Source organism: Cupriavidus basilensis (genome assembly GCF_000876015.1).
Classification (GTDB): Bacteria; Pseudomonadota; Gammaproteobacteria; order Burkholderiales; family Burkholderiaceae; genus Cupriavidus; species Cupriavidus basilensis_B.
In genome coordinates, this window is record NZ_BBQM01000030.1 from 33,611 (window position 1) to 52,861 (window position 19,251).

21 protein-coding genes are annotated in these 19,251 nt (G+C 62.8%); 2 read left to right on the top strand and 19 right to left on the bottom strand.

The window, feature by feature from the left end:
- Positions 1 to 14: 14 nt before the first annotated feature.
- The 19 genes from KF708C_RS30735 to todJ all read right to left on the bottom strand — a co-directional run bounded on the left by KF708C_RS30735 (position 15) and on the right by todJ (position 16,586).
- A complete protein-coding gene (locus tag KF708C_RS30735; protein ID WP_013721750.1) occupies positions 15 to 287 on the bottom strand; it encodes a VirB3 family type IV secretion system protein in 273 nt (90 codons plus the stop codon).
- Positions 284 to 667: a TrbC/VirB2 family protein gene (locus tag KF708C_RS30740; RefSeq protein ID WP_013721751.1), complete on the bottom strand. Its 384-nt coding sequence runs from the start codon at positions 665 to 667 to the stop codon at positions 284 to 286. The genes KF708C_RS30735 and KF708C_RS30740 overlap by 4 nt, the downstream gene beginning before the upstream one ends.
- Positions 664 to 1,731, bottom strand: coding sequence for a P-type conjugative transfer ATPase TrbB (gene trbB, locus KF708C_RS30745; protein ID WP_015014874.1), 1,068 nt, complete (start codon positions 1,729 to 1,731; stop codon positions 664 to 666). Before trbB ends, KF708C_RS30740 begins: the two co-directional genes overlap by 4 nt.
- Positions 1,728 to 2,204, bottom strand: coding sequence for a ribbon-helix-helix protein, CopG family (locus KF708C_RS30750; RefSeq protein WP_015014873.1), 477 nt, complete (start codon positions 2,202 to 2,204; stop codon positions 1,728 to 1,730). Before KF708C_RS30750 ends, trbB begins: the two co-directional genes overlap by 4 nt.
- Complete coding sequence (locus tag KF708C_RS30755; protein ID WP_015014872.1) at positions 2,201 to 4,228, bottom strand: conjugal transfer protein TraG; 2,028 nt, start codon at positions 4,226 to 4,228, stop codon at positions 2,201 to 2,203. Before KF708C_RS30755 ends, KF708C_RS30750 begins: the two co-directional genes overlap by 4 nt.
- Before the next feature lie 235 nt (positions 4,229 to 4,463).
- Positions 4,464 to 4,742, bottom strand: coding sequence for an EexN family lipoprotein (locus tag KF708C_RS35170; protein ID WP_015014871.1), 279 nt, complete (start codon positions 4,740 to 4,742; stop codon positions 4,464 to 4,466).
- Complete coding sequence (locus KF708C_RS30760) at positions 4,739 to 5,683, bottom strand: LysR family transcriptional regulator (RefSeq protein ID WP_015014870.1); 945 nt, start codon at positions 5,681 to 5,683, stop codon at positions 4,739 to 4,741. Before KF708C_RS30760 ends, KF708C_RS35170 begins: the two co-directional genes overlap by 4 nt.
- A 293-nt stretch (positions 5,684 to 5,976) precedes the next feature.
- The gene (locus tag KF708C_RS30765) at positions 5,977 to 7,203 is read right to left on the bottom strand and encodes an NAD(P)/FAD-dependent oxidoreductase (protein WP_043565528.1); all 1,227 of its coding nucleotides are present in this window, start codon (positions 7,201 to 7,203) and stop codon (positions 5,977 to 5,979) included.
- A gap of 164 nt (positions 7,204 to 7,367) precedes the next feature.
- The gene (locus tag KF708C_RS35175) at positions 7,368 to 8,024 is read right to left on the bottom strand and encodes an OmpW/AlkL family protein (RefSeq protein WP_082080143.1); all 657 of its coding nucleotides are present in this window, start codon (positions 8,022 to 8,024) and stop codon (positions 7,368 to 7,370) included.
- Positions 8,025 to 8,151: 127 nt separating this feature from the next.
- Complete coding sequence (bphD, locus tag KF708C_RS30775) at positions 8,152 to 9,012, bottom strand: 2-hydroxy-6-oxo-6-phenylhexa-2,4-dienoate hydrolase (protein WP_015014867.1); 861 nt, start codon at positions 9,010 to 9,012, stop codon at positions 8,152 to 8,154.
- Positions 9,013 to 9,048: 36 nt separating this feature from the next.
- A complete protein-coding gene (gene bphC / locus KF708C_RS30780; protein WP_015014866.1) occupies positions 9,049 to 9,930 on the bottom strand; it encodes a biphenyl-2,3-diol 1,2-dioxygenase in 882 nt (293 codons plus the stop codon).
- A gap of 14 nt (positions 9,931 to 9,944) precedes the next feature.
- On the bottom strand, positions 9,945 to 10,775 hold the full coding sequence (gene bphB, locus KF708C_RS30785) for a cis-2,3-dihydrobiphenyl-2,3-diol dehydrogenase (protein WP_015014865.1): 831 nt from the start codon (positions 10,773 to 10,775) through the stop codon (positions 9,945 to 9,947).
- Positions 10,776 to 10,793: 18 nt separating this feature from the next.
- Complete coding sequence (locus tag KF708C_RS30790; protein WP_015014864.1) at positions 10,794 to 11,123, bottom strand: non-heme iron oxygenase ferredoxin subunit; 330 nt, start codon at positions 11,121 to 11,123, stop codon at positions 10,794 to 10,796.
- A 17-nt stretch (positions 11,124 to 11,140) separates the two neighbouring features.
- Positions 11,141 to 11,722 (bottom strand): aromatic-ring-hydroxylating dioxygenase subunit beta, encoded by a 582-nt coding sequence (locus KF708C_RS30795; RefSeq protein ID WP_015014863.1) that lies wholly within the window; start codon positions 11,720 to 11,722, stop codon positions 11,141 to 11,143.
- Between the two features lie 170 nt (positions 11,723 to 11,892).
- A complete protein-coding gene (locus KF708C_RS30800) occupies positions 11,893 to 13,269 on the bottom strand; it encodes an SRPBCC family protein (protein ID WP_015014862.1) in 1,377 nt (458 codons plus the stop codon).
- Between the two features lie 59 nt (positions 13,270 to 13,328).
- Entirely contained in the window at positions 13,329 to 13,739 is a 411-nt protein-coding gene (locus KF708C_RS30805; RefSeq protein ID WP_015014861.1) for a BphX family protein, read from the bottom strand.
- Between the two features lie 18 nt (positions 13,740 to 13,757).
- Complete coding sequence (gene dmpG / locus KF708C_RS30810; RefSeq protein WP_015014860.1) at positions 13,758 to 14,816, bottom strand: 4-hydroxy-2-oxovalerate aldolase; 1,059 nt, start codon at positions 14,814 to 14,816, stop codon at positions 13,758 to 13,760.
- A gap of 10 nt (positions 14,817 to 14,826) precedes the next feature.
- Positions 14,827 to 15,777, bottom strand: a complete 951-nt coding sequence (locus KF708C_RS30815; protein ID WP_015014859.1) for an acetaldehyde dehydrogenase (acetylating) — start codon at positions 15,775 to 15,777, stop codon at positions 14,827 to 14,829.
- A 2-nt stretch (positions 15,778 to 15,779) separates the two neighbouring features.
- Positions 15,780 to 16,586, bottom strand: coding sequence for a toluene degradation hydratase TodJ (gene todJ / locus KF708C_RS30820; protein ID WP_015014858.1), 807 nt, complete (start codon positions 16,584 to 16,586; stop codon positions 15,780 to 15,782).
- 511 nt (positions 16,587 to 17,097) lie between these two features.
- Between todJ and KF708C_RS30825 the strand changes: the two genes are divergently transcribed.
- Together KF708C_RS30825 and KF708C_RS30830 are read left to right on the top strand one after the other, a co-directional pair.
- On the top strand, positions 17,098 to 18,063 hold the full coding sequence (locus KF708C_RS30825; protein ID WP_015014857.1) for an IS5-like element ISPsp3 family transposase: 966 nt from the start codon (positions 17,098 to 17,100) through the stop codon (positions 18,061 to 18,063).
- 354 nt (positions 18,064 to 18,417) lie between these two features.
- Positions 18,418 to 19,182, top strand: a complete 765-nt coding sequence (locus KF708C_RS30830; protein WP_015014856.1) for a GntR family transcriptional regulator — start codon at positions 18,418 to 18,420, stop codon at positions 19,180 to 19,182.
- Positions 19,183 to 19,251 lie beyond the last annotated feature (69 nt).

Here is a 19,251-nt window from a genome sequence, read left to right on the forward strand (position 1 = left end):
GCGGCGTCCTCCCCTCACACGTCCAGCAGCGGGCGGTGCCTGATGTGCCGGGCGAACACGGCCATGAACTGCGGATCGACGCGCGCACCCCACACCGCCAGCGAATGGCCGACGATCCAGAACACCACGCCGGGAATCCACAGTTGCAGGCCCAGGCCGACAGCGGCGGCCAGCGTGCCGTTGGCGATCGCCACGGTTCGCGGCGCACCGCCCAGCAGAATCGGCTCGGTCAGCGAGCGATGCAGCGGTACCTCGAAGCCGTCCGCGAAGGTGTCGGGGGCACTCATACGACGGCCCCGCCGGAGAAGCTGAAGAACGACAGGAAGAAGCTCGAAGCCGCGAAGGCGATGGACAGACCGAAGACGATCTGGATCAGCTTGCGGAATCCGCCGGACGTGTCGCCGAAGGCGAGCGCGAGGCCCGTGGCGATGATGATGATGACCGCGACGATGCGCGCCACCGGCCCTTGAATCGACTCCAAGATCGACTGCAAGGGGCCTTCCCACGGCATCGAGGAACCGGCGGCCTGCGCGGTTCCGGCCAGGAACAGCAGCAGCGCGGCCAGCAGCAGCCCTTGCCCCGCAGGGCGGGCCAGGCAGCGCAGCCGCGCAAGACGCAAAGCCGGATTTGCAGAAAAACGGAAAGCAGGAACGTACATCTGCGTCATGGCAGTTCTCCAAGTGAGTGAGGGGATGGGGAAGTCGCCGCAGCGGGTGCGGCATCGGGAAGTGGCGGCAGCTCGGGAAACGGCGTTTCCAGCGCGTCCGCCAGTTGGTAGCCCACGCCGTCGAAGCCGACGACGCGGGCGATGCTCTCGATGCGGCGCTTGCGCCCGCGCCCGGCGATGTGGATCACCACGTTGACCGCCTCGGCGATCAGCGCACGCGGCGGGTTCACCGCCACTTCGAGAATCAGTTGCTCCAGGCGCAGCAGCGCGCCCAGCGCGGAACCGGCATGGATGGTGGAAATGCCGCCCGGATGGCCGGTGCCCCACACCTTCACCAAGTCCAGGGCTTCGCCGCCGCGCACTTCGCCGACGATCACGCGGTCGGGGCGCAGGCGCATCGTGGCGCGCACCAGCTCGGTCATCGACACCACGCCCGCGCGGGTGCGCAGCGGCACATGGTCGCGGGCCGCGCATTGCAGCTCAATGGTGTCTTCGAGCACCAGCACGCGGTCGCCGGTGGCAGCGATCTCCGCAAGCAAGGCATTGGCGAGTGTGGTCTTACCGCTGCTCGTCGCCCCGGCGATCAGGATGTTCTGGCGCTCGCGCACGGCGCGGCGCAGGAAGTCCGCTTGGCCTGTGGTCAGGATGCCGTCGGCGACGTAGCGATCCAGGCCGATGATGCTCACGGCGCGCTTGCGCAGCGCGAAGGCCGGGCCAGGCGCAGCCGGCGGCAAGATGCCCTCGAACCGCTCGCCGGTTTCGGGCAGCTCGGCGGTCAGCAACGGTCGGCCGCGATGCACCTCCGCGCCGACGTGCGCGGCCACCAGTCGGATGATGCGTTCGCCATCGTCTTCGGACAGTTCCACTCCCAGCGGCATGCGGCCCGAGGACAGCCGATCCACCCATAGGGTGCGGTCGGGGTTGAGCATGATTTCCACCACGTCCGGGTCGGCCAGCGCGGCGGCGATGACTGGTCCCATTGCCGTGCGCAGCATCTGGATTCGGCGATCCAGCGAAGCCGCGGTGGATGAGCGTTCGGGCGGGGTCTGCGGAATGGCGCTCATAGGGCACGCTCCCCAGTTCGTTCGTGGGCTTCGGCCAGCGCCGCTGCGTCATCCATCCGCACCGGGTCGGGGTGTAGTTCTTCCACCACGTCGCGCACCAGGCTTCGGCCGCGCAACAGGTGCCGACCCAACTGTTCGACGAACTGCTCGAAACGAGCCTTGCCCTGGGCGCGGGCTGCGTCCTGATGGGCTTCGGGAACCGGCGTGCTGACGGTCAGGAAGTAGCGGATGAACAGCGCCAGCGTTTCGATCTGGATGTTCTGGTCGCGCTCCAGGCGTTCGGCCTGGCGCGACAGGCGATCCAGACGCTTCGCAATCGCCGCCTCACGCTGGTCGCCGGCATCGGGCGACAGCCACGATGCGAGCGCCGCCGCGACGATGGATGACTTGGACACGCCTTTCTTGGCGGCCAGTTCTTCGAGGCGCTTGGCGTGCTCGGGCTGGATGAACAGATTGAGGCGGTACTGGCTCATAGGTCGATTCCGTCGTTGGGGTCGAGGGAAGCCAGCCGGGCCGTGCGCTGCATGGCCGGGTCGAGCTGGCCGGTGAGAGACGCAAAACCAGGCAGCGGCAGGTCGTCGTCGTCATCGAGCAGCGCCAGGTCATTGCCGGCGGGTTGCGGCTCGGAGCTGTATTCGGTGACTTCGGATAGCTCCGGCTGGCGGCGCGGGCCGCCGTCATCGGCGGTGCCGCCCAAGCCATTGGCTGCGGCACTGGTCGGCGCAGTGGGAACGGCGGGAATTGCTAGGCCGCTCCAGTCGTCAGACCGGGTCGGTGGCGCATCGGCATAACGTCCTGTGATTGGCCCGGCCGCGAGCGCGGGCGGCGGCAAAACGCGGTTCTTGAAATTCGCGTCGGCGTAGTAGCGCAGCTTCTTGGCCTTGATCGGTGCCACGCTGGACACCATCACCACGGCTTCGTCATTCGGAAGCTGCATCACTTCACCGGGCGTCAGTAGCGGGCGGGCCGTTTCCTGCCGCGACACCATGAGGTGCCCCAGCCACGGTGCCAATCTGTGCCCGGCATAGTTGCGTTGCGCGCGCAGTTCAGTGGCGGTGCCAAGCGTTTCGGAGATCCGTTTCGCAGTGCGTTCGTCGTTGGTGGCGAACGTCACGCGGACATGGCAGTTATCCAGAATCGAATGGTTCTGGCCGTAGGCTTTGTCGATCTGGTTGAGCGATTGGGCGATAAGGAAGCTGCGGATGCCGTAGCCCGCCATGAAGGCCAAGGCTGTCTCGAAGAAGTCGAGCCGACCCAGGGCTGGGAACTCGTCGAGCATCAGCAGCAGCTTGTAGCGGCGCTCAATGCCGTCACTGCCGTCGAGCGATTCAGTCAGCCGCCGGCCAATCTGGTTGAGGATCAGGCGGATGAGCGGCTTCGTCCGCGAAATGTCCGACGGCGGCACCACCAGATACAGCGACACCGGATGCTCGGATGCGATCAGGTCGGCGATACGCCAGTCGCAACGCGAGGTGACTTCGGCCACCGTGGGGTCGCGGTACAGGCCGAGGAACGACATGGCGGTGCTCAACACGCCTGAGCGTTCGTTGTCCGACTTGTTGAGCACTTCACGCGCAGCGGATGCGACAACCGGGTGTGGTGCATCACCCAGGTGCTTCGTCGTCATCATCCGGTGCAAGGTCAGCTCGAATGGGCTGACCGGATCGGACAGAAAATTGGCGACGCCGCGCAGCGTCTTGTCCTCGCCGGCATAGAGCACATGCAGGATGGCGCCGACCAGCAGCGCATGCGAAGTTTTTTCCCAGTGGTTACGCTTCTCAAGCGCACCTTCGGGATCAACCAGAATGTCCGCGATGTTTTGCACGTCGCGCACTTCATGCGCGCAGCGCCGTACCTCCAGCAGCGGGTTGTAGGCCGCCGACTTCGCATCGGTGGGGTTGAACAGCAAGCAATGCGAGAAGCGCGAGCGCCAGCCTGCGGTGATCTGCCAGTTCTCGCCCTTGATGTCATGGATGACCGCAGAGGCAGGCCAGCTCAACAAGGTGGGCACCACCAGGCCCACACCCTTGCCCGAGCGCGTGGGCGCGAAGGTCAGGACGTGTTCCGGCCCTTCATGTCGCAGGTACTGGCGGTCGTGCTGGCCGAGGAACACGCCGGCCGGTTGCGTGAGGCCCGCCTTGCGAATGTCCTGCGCGTTCGCCCAGCGGGCCGAGCCGTAGGTCGTGACCAAACGCGATTGGCGCGATCGCCAGATCGACATGCCGATGGCGACCGCCACCGCCAGCAAGCCGCTGCCGCCCGCGATGGCTCCGCCCGTGTCGAAGACACGCGGCGCGTAGGCATCAAAGAAGAACCACCACTCGAACAGCCGCCAAGGGTGGTAGATCGGCGTGCCAAGGAGATCGAACCAGGGCAAGCCAAGGCGTAGCTGATAGCCAAGGGCGGAAGCTGTCCATTGTGTGGCGCCCCACACGCCGGCGATCACGATGCCGACCACGACGGCGATCTGCCCGAACAGCACGTTCGTCCCTTGCATGACCTGGCCTCCGATTTCTCCTGCGCTGCTTCCTCTTGGAAGGAGCGGCACAAATGCGTGCCGCATGCCTCAGGATCGGTGCCCCGTCAGTGCCGGTCAAAGACCGTTTTGAGCAGAAAGGTCGAGGAAAGAGAAAGAATTAGTGCGGCGGCGAGCCAAAGAAAAACGCCGCAAGCGCAGGCGCGTTGCTGTGTGTCGGGCAGAAAATGAAGTCGATGAGGCGAGCTGCCAACGATCAGAACTTGGGCGATTCTTTCGGTGGTGTGTATGGCGTTTGACCATCGCCATAGAACCGCTTGCGTGTGGCTTCGGCGGCCCGGTTGCACAGCACGTCGCCCAGCTTGGAGCGGTCGGTCTTGCATTGATGCCGCAGTTCCTTGAGTCGTTCTGGGTTGGCTGCCAGTTCTTCCACCGTCGGGATTTTTGCCTCCGGGTCGGCGGCTTTCTGGGCTGTCTCGGATTGGCCGCATGCGGTCAATGCGGCCACCAGCAAGGGCAGGATGCTTATTTTCATTGCATCAGCTCCTGCGGGGGATCAGGGTTGTGGCCCCGCATGGGCCTGGGGGTTTCAGGTGAGTCGATGGCCTGCACTCGCTCAATAAACCTCGCCAGTTCATCAGATGGATCGCCCTCAAGGTGCAGCAGGTAGGTCGTCAGTGGCGGCACTCGCGATGCCAGCGGGCGGGCCACCACGCCCGATTCTCGGCTGGCGGCAATATGCGAAGCGCCTGCCAAGCCGAGTGCATACCCAGCCGACACCAACACCATCATGAGGTCGCAGGAAGCTACGCGCTCGGCAACCAATGGCTCCATGTCCAAGCGACGCAAGACGCGCTCCACATGTCTTGAATGGCCCTCGCAGACTTGCGGATCAGACAGCACCAAGGGATAGCGCAGCAGTTCTTCCAGGGAAATGCGCTTTTGGGCAAGCAACGTATGTCGCGCGGGCACCGCCACCATGAGCGCATCGCTCCAGGCGGGTATGGTGACGATGCCATCACCTACGTCTTCGGACTGCGCAAATCCCACGTCGTACAGATCGTCATGCAGACCCTTGATCTGCTGCGACAGCGGCACCTCGAAGAAGCGGATTTCGACCTCGGGTTCTTCTTGTCGGCAGAGGGCAAGCAAAGCGGGAAGGCGCGACGGCGTAATGCCGTCGGATAAGGCCACGCGCAGTTGGCCATGAAAGCCATTGGCCGCAGCTTTCACGCTCTCACGGGCTTGTTCAAGGGCCGCAAAAACTCGGCGCACGTGCTCCAAAAACAGCTTGCCGGCACAGGTCAGTCGCGTGCTACGCGTGGTGCGCGCAAATAGCACCACGCCCAGCTCTTCTTCAAGCTCTTTGATGGCTCGCGACAACGGTGACTGCTCGATATGCAGCCGCTCGGCCGCACGTGCGAAATGAAGTTCTTCGGCAACAGCCAAAAAGTATCGCAGGTGTCGCAGTTCCATGCATCGAGCTCCCGTTTGGGGGTACACGGAATGGCGGCGGCAGAGATACACCACCTGCTCGCGTACCCGGTCACGAACTTTTGTCGGAGCACTGCCACCAGCCACTCCGTCCTCCATCTGGCCCCACCTTTCGATCCGTTCGGATCCCCACTGAAATCGCCAACTATCAATGCGCGCATGGACACACGAGGTTGCGACTACGACTGCGGGGCATGCGCATTCTTGACACACCGAGCCGTGCCGTGCAGGGGCACGGCCTTTCTCTGAGCTATGCGCGCGTCATACGCAGGCACTCACGCGGCAACGGCGGCAGCGAGCTTGCGCAAGTCGGTGGCCGGGTCGGCGAGCGCGGCGCGGTCGGGCTTGGCGCCGACCGCGAGCAGGCGCCGCAGCGGTGCGAAGTCGCGCGCGTTGTTCACGCAGGTCGCGCCCACAATGCGGCCCTTTTGCAGCTCGATGAGCGTGAACTTGGGGGCGTCGAGTGAGACTTCGCCACGCACGATTTCCTCGTCGCCGCTCGCAAGCCCCGCCACCTGGATGCGCAGCGCACCCTGGTCGGACCAATACCACGGCAACTCGGCATATCCAGGCGCGGTTGGATCGACCAAGTGGCGCGCCACCGCGATGCCCTGGTTCTGCGCGTTCGACCAGGTTTCGATCCGCTCGAAACGCCCGCTTAGAGGGTTGCGCTGGCGCGTTACGTCGCCAAGAGCATAGACGTCGGGACAGGTGGTACGCCCATAGGCATCGACGAAGATGCCGTCGTCGCAGGCCAGCCCGGCTGCGCGCGCAAGCGCGTCGTTGGCCAACACGCCTATGCCCACAACCACCATGTCGGCCGCGATGCGCGTGCCATCGTCGAGCAGCACCACGCCATCGACAGAGCCCGTGACGCTGCGCTCAAAGCGCAGATCGACCCCTTGCGCCGCGTGGTAGCGCGCGACGAAGTCGGCCAGCGTGGCCGGTGCAGCGCGGCTCATGAGGCGCGGCTGAGTTTCGACAAGGCTCACGTGGACACCAGCAGTGCGCGCCGTGGCGGCGAGTTCGAGCCCGATCACACCGCCGCCTACGATCAAAAGTCGCGACTGCGGGCGCAGCCCGGCCTGGATGCGCCGCGCATCTTCCAGCGTGCGCAGCGTATGTACCGGCATGGTGGCGCCCTGCAAGGTCGGTAGCGCGCGCGGCGCTGCACCCGTGGCCAGCACCAGCGTGCCATAGGGAAGGGTGCGCCCGTCCGACAGCGCCACCGTGTGTGCCTGCGGATCGAACGACTGCGCCGTGACGCCCAGCAGCCATTCGACCTCAGGCGCGCGCTTGCAGTCAAGGCGGATCTTCTCGGCGTCGCCATGGGCCATGAAGTCCTTAGACAAGGGCGGGCGGTCGTAAGGTCGCTCGGCCTCATCGCCGACTACGGTGATCAGCCCCTGGTAGCCCGCCTGGCGCAGTTCGGCCACAAAGGAGACGGAGGCCAAGCCTGCACCGAGAACTACAACGGGGGCTTTCAATGCTTCTTGTGACATAGTGAGGTTACTCGACGACTCAATGGAAAAAAGGGCTGCCCAATTCAGCAGCAAATAGCACTAACGCATCACTTTGCATGTTTGTCGCTTTGCGCCGAACGCTTGCAGCGGAGCATCGAGCTGCAAGCGTTGCGGCGCAACAAAAATCGCTCTCCGGACCAGAATCAGAATTGCTTGCGCACGGCGAGGAAGCTTACCAGCGGGTCCAGTCGCACGTTGGCCGTGACCGGTTGGCCGCCCATGGTGCCGCTGGCAGTGGTCTTGAGGTAAAGTTTCTGCAGCGTGAAGGTGAGGCTGTAGCCGTCAGCCAAAGGCCAGTCGGCGCCGACGATGAAGGCGCCGCCAAAGTTGTCGTCCACCTTGAGGTTCTGCAGAGCACCGTTGCTGGTGCTGAATACCTTGAGGTAGGTCATGCCGCCGCCAAAGAATGGGCGGATTGGCCCCCACATGCCAGGCGAATAGGTGAGTGTCAGAATTGCCGGCCCGCCCTTCACGCCACCGAGACGCCCTAGAGCCCCGAGGTTGCCCGTGCCGGAAAGATTTGTCTTGACGGGTGTGCCGAGGTCCAGCCGAGCCGTCCAGTTAGGGTTAAAGGAATAGGCGATTTCCAGGCCCGCTATGGTGTCGCTGCTGGCGTCTACACCAGCACCAGGGACGGGCCCACCGGCATACAGGTCGGCCTTGGTGTTGAAGCCTAAATGCACGGCGCCCACAGCCAGCGACCAGGGCGAAGTTTGGACGTTAGGTGTGGTTTGGGCATGGGCACTGCCAAACAACGCAACGCAGGCCAGCGGTAGCAGGGTGCGGGAAACGGGTTTCATGGGAGTCTCCTCGCGTTTTTTTAAAGAAATGGACCAAGAGGCCGGTTTTATGGAAAAGCAGGGCCGCGCCTCCCCCTGTGGGGAGGTGGCCTACTGGTTTGCTCTGCGGGAAAAGTGGAAACGGCGCTCAGCCGTTGGCCAGGAAGTCCAGCGTCAGCCGGTTGAAGGCGTCCGCGTGCTCCCACTGCGCCCAATGGCCGCAGCGCGGGAAGACGTGCAGCTGCGCATCCTGCATGTTCGCGATCAGCTTGAGGCCATGGTCCAGCGGCACGAAGCGGTCGTCGCGCCCCCAGGTGACCAGGGTCTTGGCCTTGATCTCGCCCAGACGCGCCGACACGTCCCAAGCCGAGAGCGGCACTTTTTGTGCGCTCAGGATGAAGTTCTTCAGGTGCTCGGGGTTGCGCTGGATGTTGGCCCAGCGTCCTTGCAGCAGCTCGTCGGTGATCACGCTCTGGTCGAACAGGAATACGTTGAGCATCTGCTTGAGCGTTTCGAGCGAGGGCTCGGCGTAAAGCTTGAACAGCAGCTTGATGCCTTCCATGGGCATGGCGGTGAACAAGCTGTTGCCCAATCCGCCCGGCCCCATGAGGATGAGTTTGCCGGTGCGCTCAGGGTATTCCAGAGCAAAGTTCAGCGCGCCTGCACCGCCCATCGAGTTGCCCACGAGGTGCGCTTTTTCGATGCCGAGCACGTCCATCATGCCCTTGACCGAGCGCGCATTGACCAGGCCGCGCTGTTCGTCCATCACGACGGTGTCGGACTTGTTGAAGCCCGGTGCGTCCGGGAGGAGCACGCGGTAGCCAGCCTCGACGAAGGGGCCGATGTTGCGGTAATAGTTGCTCCAGCCCCCCGCGCCCGGGCCTCCGCCGTGCAGCATGATGACCGCTTCGCCCTGGCCTGCATCGTTGAGGTGAATGCGGAAGTTGGAGAGGCCCTTCTCGTTGATGGTGACAAATTTGCTCGTCGAGCTTTCGTTGAGTTCTGACATGGTAATGTCCTGAAAAAGTTAAATAAATGACGCGGCTCAGCGCTGGCCGCGTACCGACTTGTGACCCCACATGGCCGTGCGGCTGTGTCGCGCCACCGTCCAGGAGGAATCCACTGTGCGCGGCCCCCAGCCGAACTCGACCTCGATCATGGGCGACGGCGTGTCGGCATAGAAGGAGAGCGTCTGGTCGTTGGTGTGGCGCCCGAGCAGGGAGGTGATGCGCCCGGCGGCGTCCAGCCGATCGAAGGCGTAGCCCACATCGTCGATGGTGTTGGCTTGCAGCATGAAGTGGTGGATGCGCTTCGGGATCGGGAAAGCAGCCAGGGCGATCGTGTGGTGACGGCCATTGCAGTGCAGAAAGTGCGCGGGCACGCTCGTTTCCGGCCCCATCTGGATGTCAATGATGTCCGACAGCACAAAGCCAAGCACCTCGGTGTAGAAAGCCATCGCCTTCGCCGTGTCGGGCACGCAGCGCACGAAGTGCCCGATGCCCTGGTCGCCCGTGACGAAGCCCGACACGGGGGCGCTAGGCAGGAAGGGCTCATGAAAGATTTCTGCCGGGCCGTAGTAAATCTCGAGCGGCAGGCCGAACGGATCTTGCAGACACAGCAGGCCCATGACCTTGCGCTGCTGCATGAGCGCTTCGTCACCGCGGGTGAAGGCCACCCCTGCCTGGCGCAGCTTGTCGGCCATGCGCTCGAGCGCGGCGGCGTCATCCACTTCCAAGCCTGCGTAGGCCAGGTCGTCGAGTTCGCCCGGCTGCACGGCGATGCGCCAGGCACGCTGATCGGCCCGGTACAGCGCAGCGTCGCCAGCCGAACCCGCAGCCATCAAACCCACGCTCTTGGTCAGAAAGTGGTCCCAGGCGGGTACATCCTTGACGGCGAAGCCGAGGTAGCCCAAACGTTCGATACTCATTGTCTTCTCCTTGGTTATGAAAGCCGCAGTTTCTGCGGCAGGTCTTTGCCCCCGGCAGCCTCGAAAAAGCCGCGCACGCCCATGCCACCATCGTGGTTGAGCAACGCGCCTGTCGTGGGGAAGGTGTCGCCGCGCGTGGCAAAGAACACGTAGGCTCCGGTGTATTCCGCTGCCACAGGCATGCGCCCCACGGGAAGCACAGAGGTCAGCATTTCACCCAGCGGCACGCTCGAAATGGCCTGGTTGGCCATGCCCAGCGAGGCCGGGCCGCGCAGGTCAGTGCTCATGCCGCCGGGCGCCACGCCATTGACGCGCACGTGTGGCGCAAGTTCGTAGGCGAGTTCGCGCACCATGCCCACCACGGCATGTTTGGCCCCTGTATAGAGCGGGCCGCCGCCGTTCGGGTAGAAGCCCGCGTTCGAGATCGTGAAGACCACGCTGCCGCGGCTTTGCACCAGCGCGGGCAGGCAGGCCTTGACGGCAAGCAGATAGCCCTTGACGTTGATGTGGAAGACCTCGTCGAAGGCGGCGTCGATCCTGTCGTCAGGGATGTCCACGAGCGGCATCGAATAATCCCAGATGCCCGCGTTGGGGATCAGGCAGTCGATCTTGCCAAAGGCGGCCACGCATTCGCGCGCGGCCTTCTGGTGGTCGGCCAGCACGCGCACGTCACCTTCGATGCCCAGCACTTTGGCGCCGTGCGCGGCCTGGAGTTCCTGGAGCCTGGCGGCCGATTTGTCGAGCACGGCCACGCGCGCGCCTTCGGCCACGAACCGGTCCACGATGGCCCGGCCCAGGCCCGAGCCACCGCCGGTGACCAGGGCTACTTCATTGTTGAGTTGCATGTTGTTCTCGCTTGGGTTTCAGGCATGCAGCGCGGCTGCAGAAAAATCGACCAGCACGTCCCGCCCCTCGATGCGAATCGGGTAAACCTTCAAAGGCTCGCAGGGCGGGGGCGACTTGACCTTGCCTGTGCGCACACAAAACTTTCCCATGTGCAGGGAGCATTCCACGACATCGCCGTCGAGGTAGCCACCTTCGGACAGCGACCACTCTCCGTGGGTGCACTGGTCCTGTGTGGCAAAAAATTCCCCATCGACATTGAAAATCGCCACCTTTTGCGCGTCATGGCTGACTTGCAAGGCTTCTCCGGGTGGAACCTCGTCCACGCTGCAGGCTTTGGTAAACGTCATCGTGCTGGTTCCTCCGCTTAGAAAAACACGCTGAGGTTGTTGGCCAGAATCGTGCTCTGGTCGATCAGGATGGTGCGGCGTGCAATTTTGAAGCCCAGGCCATTGTTGGCGCGGCGCAGCACGTCACGGCGTTCGCCGGCAAAAATGTCCACTTGCCGCTCGAGGCGGTTGCGATAGACCAAAAAGGCCGAGGCCACTTCGAGTGTGGCGGGTGTGTCGGTCTCGCGCACGATCACGTTCGAGACGATATGCCGCGTGCGCGACAGCGGGTCTTCGGCCCAGTTCAGTTCGGAAGTGCGCTGGCGGATGCGGCCACGCATGGTTTCATGGTTTTCGTCGAAGTGGGCGTTGGCGCCCGCTGGGATGTATTCCTTGTCGTTTTCACGCTTGATGCGCGTGGTGCGGATGGGCATCCAGTAGTGGATGTCCTGTTCGAGTAGGTCGAACCAGGCGTTGTAGTTGTGGTGGTCCAGCAACTGGGCTTCGCGGTAATAAAACTGCTCGACTTCGTGTTGCAGTTGCGGGCTCACGGGCTGGGCGGGCCAGGCAAATTCCTGGATCAATTCGGCCGTTTTCTGGGCCATGGCGACAGCGGTCATGCCATATCTCCTTGAATGGATTGGGGTGCAGGCGCTGCTCAAGGCATCCATGCAATCTGGATGATGAATGCCTGGAGCGCAGGGGCGCCTGCGGGGAGTCAAAACGATGCTGCTTGTTTTTGGCCAAACAGCGTGAAAAGGCTGAGAGTTGGTCTCGAAGCCATGAGAACTCAGGGCTTGAGCGTCTCCCAGTTCGGCTCCGACATCATGCGCGCCCAGTGGTGGTACATGCCCCGCGCGGCTTCTTCGGCATAGACATAGGCGGTCTTGCCGGGGAAATCCGGGTTGCTCTTGTTGGGTACGTTCAGGCCCATTTGTGCGCACAGGGGCGCGCTCTTGGCCTTGTGGCCGCGCAGCCCGCGCTGGATTTCGACCCAGTTCTCGCCGTCGTCCTGCTCGAAAGTGCCGCCGGCGTTGAAGGTGCGGATGTTCTGGCGGCGGAACTCTTCCTTGATGTCCTCGGGCGCATCGGCATCGACGACCACGAAGGCCCACACTTCCACCTCATTGGGGCCACGCGGGTGCCAGCTGCGAATGGTGTTGATGCCCGGCAGGAAGGAGCAGGTCGGAAACACCGTCATGTGCTGGCCGAACATGGTTTGCGTCGGCATCTGGTTCAGGCGCTTGGCGGCCTTCTCGGCAGCGGGCCCCTGCGTCCAGTATTGCGTGATCTTGGGGCCCATCACGGCCATCAGGATAGCTGCGTCGTTGATGAACCAGCCACTGCCATGGCCACCCCAGGCCGCCCGGAACTGCGAGCCATTTTTGGACATTTGCACTTGCGTCAGGTCCATCTCGGGCGGCAGGCTGGACAAAACGCCCGACAGGTGCGCCATCGTGCCTGCGTGGTACATGTCGCTGCAGAACTGCTCGGCGGCGAACTTCCAGTTGCAGGGGATGACCCACTTTTGCATGCCGCCGACGACGGTGGTGCCGGCTTCGGTGCGGTCGAGCATCACGTCCATGTAGGGCATGGCGTCGCTCAGGTAAGTCTTGAGATCAGGGGCCTCGGCGTCCCAGTTCGCGAAGATCAGACCCTTGTAGGTTTCCACGCGCGCCTGCAGCGGTCCCCAGTCGGCCTTGTCGAAGCCGCAATCGCCTTCTTTTTTGTCACAGAAAGCCTCTTTTTCGTAGGGCACATTGACCAGGTTACCGGCAATGTCATACGCCCAGCCGTGGTAAGTGCAGGTGAAGGCCTTGGCATTGCCCGCATCGGATCGGCAAATGCGCATGCCACGGTGGCGGCACTGGTTCAGGAAGACTTTGATGCTGCCGTCTTTCTGGCGCACCATGATCACAGGGTCTTCGCCCATGTAGGTGGTCAGGTAGTCCCCGGTCTTGGGGATGTGGGCTTCATGCCCCAGCAGCAGCCAGGAGCGTGCAAAGATGCGCTCGAGTTCGATCTCGTAGAGATCCTGGTCTGCGTAGATGCGCGGGTCGATCAAACCCTTGTCTTGATCGACCAGTGCGCGGATGGCTTCATCCGTCCAGCGACGCTTGAACGTCATTGGCACGGCTTGCACTTCGCGTTCCGAATATATACCCATGATGCATGTCTCCTAGTACCCAAACTGCCAACATTAAAAGGCCCGGCGAGTGCGCGTACTCACCGAGCCGACTTCAACACTGCACGCCTGGCGTACAGCGCCCAAACGATCCACACAGGGTGGATCACCAAAGTCGTCAACCCGAATGCCGTGGCCAGGTGGCTCCAGGTGATGCTGTAAAAGTCCCACAAGCCATCAACCACCTCGGTGGCAATGACGATGTCGAACACCGCCAGGTAGCGCAGCGGATCGCGCGCACCCCACAAGGCCACGATGCCGATGGCGCCCAGCTGCAGGCCCACAACGGCCCAGGCGTCGCTGAGCAACCGAAAGCCGGGCGTGGCCGCGTCAGGCACGAAGCCTGGGTACATCTGGCTGAACAGCGAGGCCGAGGCAAACGGCAGCGTGCCCAGCAGGTTCGCCAGGTAAAAAAGACCCAGCGCCCACAGAAAGATGCGTCCTTGCTTCATGCGTGCTCCTTGAGGATGTCATCCCGCTTCGCTGGAAACCGGCTGGGCATGGATGCGCTCATGTTCCAGCGACTTGAGCAGGTCAAGAGCGACATCGACGATCATGTCTTCCTGGCCGCCGACCATGCGGCGTCTCCCCAGTTCGACCAAGATGTCCATGGTCTTCAGTCCGTACTTCTGTGCCGCCGCCTCCGAATGGCGCAGGAAGCTGCTGTACACGCCGGCGTAGCCCAGCGCCAGCGTCTCGCGGTCCACGCGCACGGGGCGATCCTGCAACGGCCGCACGATGTCATCGGCCGCATCCATCAGCTTGTACAACTCGGTGCCGTGGTGCCAGCCCATGCGCTCGGCTGCGGCGATGAACACCTCCAGCGGCGCGTTGCCTGCACCAGCGCCCATGCCAGCCAAGCTGGCGTCGACGCGGTCACAGCCTTCCTCGATTGCCACGATGCTGTTGGCCACGCCAAGGCTGAGGTTGTGGTGGGCGTGGATGCCGGTTTCGGTTTCGGGCTTGAGCACGTCCTTGAAGGCTCGAAACCGCATCCGCACGTCATCCATGCTCAAGGCGCCGCCGGAATCTACCACGTAGCAGCAGGTGGCTCCGTAGCTTTCCATCAGCTTGGCCTGCTGGGCCAGGCCTTGCGGCGTGCTCATGTGGCTCATCATCAGAAAGCCGACCGCCTCCATGCCCAGGTGGCGGGCGTATTCGATGTGCTGTTTGGAGATGTCCGCCTCGGTGCAGTGCGTGGCCACGCGCACGATGCGCGCGCCGGCGTCGTAGGCCGCCTTCAGGTCGTGGATGGTGCCTATGCCCGGCAGCAGCAGGGTGGCGATCTTCGCGTGCTTGACCACGCTGGCCACCGCCTCGATCCACTCCAAGTCGGTGTGGGCGCCGAAGCCGTAGTTGAAGCTGGAGCCCTGCAGGCCGTCGCCATGGGCGACCTCAATGGAATCGACCTTGGCTTCGTCCAACTCTTTCGCGATGGTCCTGACCTGTTCCACGCTGTACTGGTGGCGGATGGCGTGGCTGCCGTCGCGCAGCGTCACATCAGAAATGTAGATTTTCTTTGTCGTCATGGGGGCATCCTCAGGCGGTCAGGGTAGCGAGCAGGCGCTCGGCCATCTTCTCGGCGGTGCGCAGCGCGGCGCTGGTCATGATGTCCAAGTTGCCGGCGTAGGCTGGCAGGTAGTGGGCGGCACCCTCGACCTCCAGGAAGACCGAGGTCTTCAGCCCGGTGAGCCGATCGCCCACGCCAGGGATGCGGATCGGCCGGTCGGCCTCGATGCGGTCAAACTGCACACGCTGCTTCAGGCGGTAGCCGGGCACATAAGCCTGCACTGCGGCGGCCATGCGCTGCACCGAGTCCTCGATCTTGGCGGTGTCGGCGAAATCGCTCAGGGTGTAGACCGTGTCACGCATGATCAGCGGCGGCTCGGCCGGGTTCAGGACGATGATGGCCTTGCCCTTGGCGGCGCCGCCCACCACTTCGATGGCCTTGGAGGTGGTTTCGGTGAACTCGTCGATGTTGGCGCGCGTGCCCGGGCCGGCGCTCTTGCTGGAGATGCTGGCGACGATTTCGCCGTACTGCACCTTGGCCACGCGCGAGACGGCCGCCACCATGGGAATGGTGGCCTGGCCACCGCAGGTGACCATGTTCACGTTCAGCGCGTCCAGGTGGTCTTCGCCGTTGACCACCGGGATACAGTAGGGGCCGATGGCCGCGGGCGTGAGGTCGATCACGCGCATCGCGGGTTTGTGATGGCGCAGCAGGGCATCATTCTTTACGTGCGCGCCCGCACTGGTGGCGTCGAACACGATGTCAATGTCGGCGAATACCGGCAGTCGCGTCAGGCCTTCAGCACCCTCGTGGGTGGTGGCGACGCCCAAGCGCTGCGCGCGCGCTAGGCCGTCGGAGGCTGGGTCGATTCCGACCATGGCGCCCATTTCGATGAATCGGCCGTGCCTGATGATCTTGATCATCAGGTCGGTACCGATGTTGCCGCTACCGATGATGGCAGCCTTGAGTTTGCGGGTCATTGTCATTCCTTCGCGAAGACTGCGGTTACCGAACCAAGTCCGGCGATGCGCACATCGAATACGTCGCCTCCAGCCACGGGCACCATTGGCCCCAGCGCACCGGAGAGCACAGTGTCGCCAGCACGCAGCGGACGACCGGCCCGAGCCATGACCTTCGCCAGCCAGAGCGTTGCGTTGAGCGGCGAACCCAGGCAGGCCGAACCCACGCCGGAAGACACCGGCACACCTTGCCGCTCCATCACCATGCCCGCCTGACGCGCATCGAAATCGCACAGCCGTTTCGGCGTGGAGCCCAGCACGTACAGGCCCGACGAGGCGTTATCGGCAATGGTGTCGGTGATATGGATATCCCAGTTGGCTATCCGCGATCCCACGATCTCGATCGCGGGAACCGCGAACTCGATGGCGCGAAAGAGATCTGCCACCGTCAATTGATCGCCTTCAAGGTCACGGCCGAATACAAAGGCTATCTCGGCCTCGACCTTGGGCTGAAGCACATCCTTGAGGGAGACCTCTTCACCCTCGGTACGTGCCATGTCAGCGAACAGCATGCCGTAGTCCGGCTGCCCAACCCCGAGCTGCTTTTGGACGGTCACGGAGGTCAGCCCGATCTTGCGGCCCGACAGGCGTCGTCCCGCCGTCAGCGCCCGCACGGTATTTATCTCCTGCACCGCGTAGGCCACATCAAGATCCTTCTCGCCGATCAGGTTACGTACCGGCGCCACGGCCACCCTGGTGTGGGCGGCCTCATACAACAAGTCGGCAGCTTTACTTGCCGCGCTGGTCGAAACCGTATCTGGTTTGCTCATTCGAGATTTCTCCTTGGTTCATGGTTTCTGCGATTTCCGTGCGCACTGCCCGTCGGTTGTGATCGCATGCATATGCGTGTGCAAGCGAAGGTCAGCCTGGCCCCTGCTTGGCTGATCGCTCATGCAGGCACCCAAAAACTTGTGTCCCCAGATACTGATGCGGTCGTTGCGCACGACCGCATCAGGGAAAAGGGACTGTTGCCGAACACCGCCAAGTGATTGCATGGATGAGCACCGAAGGCGCATGATTGCCCCTGCGCGAACAATCTTTTTTTGAACATATTGTTGCCATTGATTTTAAATAACGTTATTTTTATATAAAATAGATTATATGCATGCCATAATTTTTAAACACTCGTGAAAACCCTATGTTTCACTCACTTCACTCCGCGCACTTGCGCCGGGCTGACACATTGATGCACCTCTCAACGACGACCGCGTTAGGGATGGTGTTCAAAACTCCGGTCAAGCCCGGATGGCGTGAGCGAGTTACGACACGAACAATGGCGTCATGACCCAACAAGACCTCGGCCTGAACCTGAGCACGCGGCGTACTCGCAAAACCGTGTTCCTCGACGAGATGAACCTGGTGGTGCCGTGGACGGAGTTGCTGTCGTTGATTGCGCCGCATGTACCTCGCGCCAAGACCGGACGCCCGCCGTTTGAGCTGGTGACGATGTTGCGCATTCATTTCTTGCAACAGTGGTTCGGCCTGAGTGACCTGGCCATGGAAGAAGCCTTGTTCGAGACCACGCTGTACCGCGAGTTCGCGGGACTCTCCAGCGCCGAGCGCATCCCTGACCGGGTCAGCATCCTGCGCTTTCGCCACCTGCTCGAAGAACACCAGTTGGCCCCGCAGATGCTGGCCGTGGTCAACGCCACCCTGGCCGACAAAGGCTTGATGCTCAGACAAGGCACGGTGGTGGACGCCACCTTGATTGCTGCGCCCAGTTCGACCAAGAACCAGGATGGCAAGCGTGATCCCGAGATGCACCAGACCAAGAAGGGCAACCAGTGGCATTTCGGCATGAAAGCGCACATCGGCGTGGACGCTGACTCGGGACTGGTGCACACCGTGGTCGGTACAGCAGCCAACGTCAACGACGTGACACAGGCCAGTGCGTTGGTCCATGGCGAAGAAACGGATGTGTTCGCTGACGCCGGCTACCAGGGCGTGACCAAGCGCGAAGAAGTCCAAGGCATCGATGCCAACTGGCATGTGGCCATGCGTCCGGGCAAGCGCCGCGCGATGGACAAGAACAGTCCCATGGGCGCCGTGCTCGACCAGCTTGAACACGTCAAGGCCCGAATCCGGGCCAAGGTGGAACACCCGTTTCGGGTCATCAAACGGCAGTTCGGCCACATGAAAGTGCGCTATCGGGGACTGGCCAAAAACACGGCACAGTTGCACACGCTGTTTGCACTGAGCAATCTTTGGATGGTGCGACGCCGACTGTTGCAAGGGCTGCAGGCGTGAGTGCGTCCGCAAGCAGCCGAAGGGCCGCCGCCGAACGGAAAATGGCCTGTGAAAACGCAGAAACTGGGTCGAATTCGCCGATTCCAGGCCGCGCTGTTTCATGTCGTGGCAACCCGCCCGCTATCGGCTGGGGCCAAACGTGTTTTGAACACCATCCTTAGATGTGCAACGATGTGTGACGGTTGCCGCGGCTCCGCACCGGTGCGGGCTACGTTGGCCCTGCAGCACGAGCATGCAACACTATGGTGAGCACGTGGAGCGGGCCTGCGGCCAGCGGCGTCACGCGGACCGGGCTGTCACGTCAGTCCTTGATCGCACAATGCTGTCTACAACCAAACAATGAAACCGAAGACCATGACAAAGCAAGATCAAGCAGTTCTGCCTCGATTGATTGAGTCAGCAAGACTGCCCGAAGGGGCACTGGCAGAATTCAATGTCGGGCCGAAAGAGAAGAAAGCCGTAACCGCCATCGAATCCACCTATGCAACCCTCCGTGACGCAATCTTGAGGGGAAGCTACCCACAGAGCTCTAGGCTCCACCTCGAGACGCTCAAGTCATCGCTGGGCGTCAGCGGCAGCACTCTGCGGGAAGCATTGACGCGCCTGATTGGAGACCGTCTGGTCGTCGCTGAAGGACAGAAGGGGTTCAGGGTGGCCCCAATGTCGCTTTGCGATCTTGATGACCTGACGAGTGCGCGCATCATGTTGGAAAGCGCCGCCCTCGTCGAAAGCATCAACCTCGGTGGGGACGGCTGGGAAGACCAACTCGTCACCAGTTTCCGTCGACTGACGAGGGCGCAGGAACGAGTCGAGGCCAATCCGGCAGAGGCCTTCGACGCGTGGGAAGCGAGGAACTTGGAGTTCCACAACGCACTCATGGCCGCCTCTCCGTCCAAATGGCTCGCGAACTTCAGAGAAATCCTGCTTCGAAACTCTGAGCGCTACCGCAGGTTGTCCGGCACGCAAGGCCCACTTCCTGCCGAAGTGCACGAGGAGCACAAGACAATCTTCGACGCGGCGATGGCCCGTGATGTAGATCGGGCGGTTTCGGCCCTCTCGCAGCATATTCGCCGCTCCGCGAATGTGATTCGAGCAAATGGATTGCTGAGGAAGGTCTGACCTCGACCCGTTTCCCCATGCACCGGGACCTAATGGGCTTCGACTTCACCGCCTCGGTGGTGGACCCAA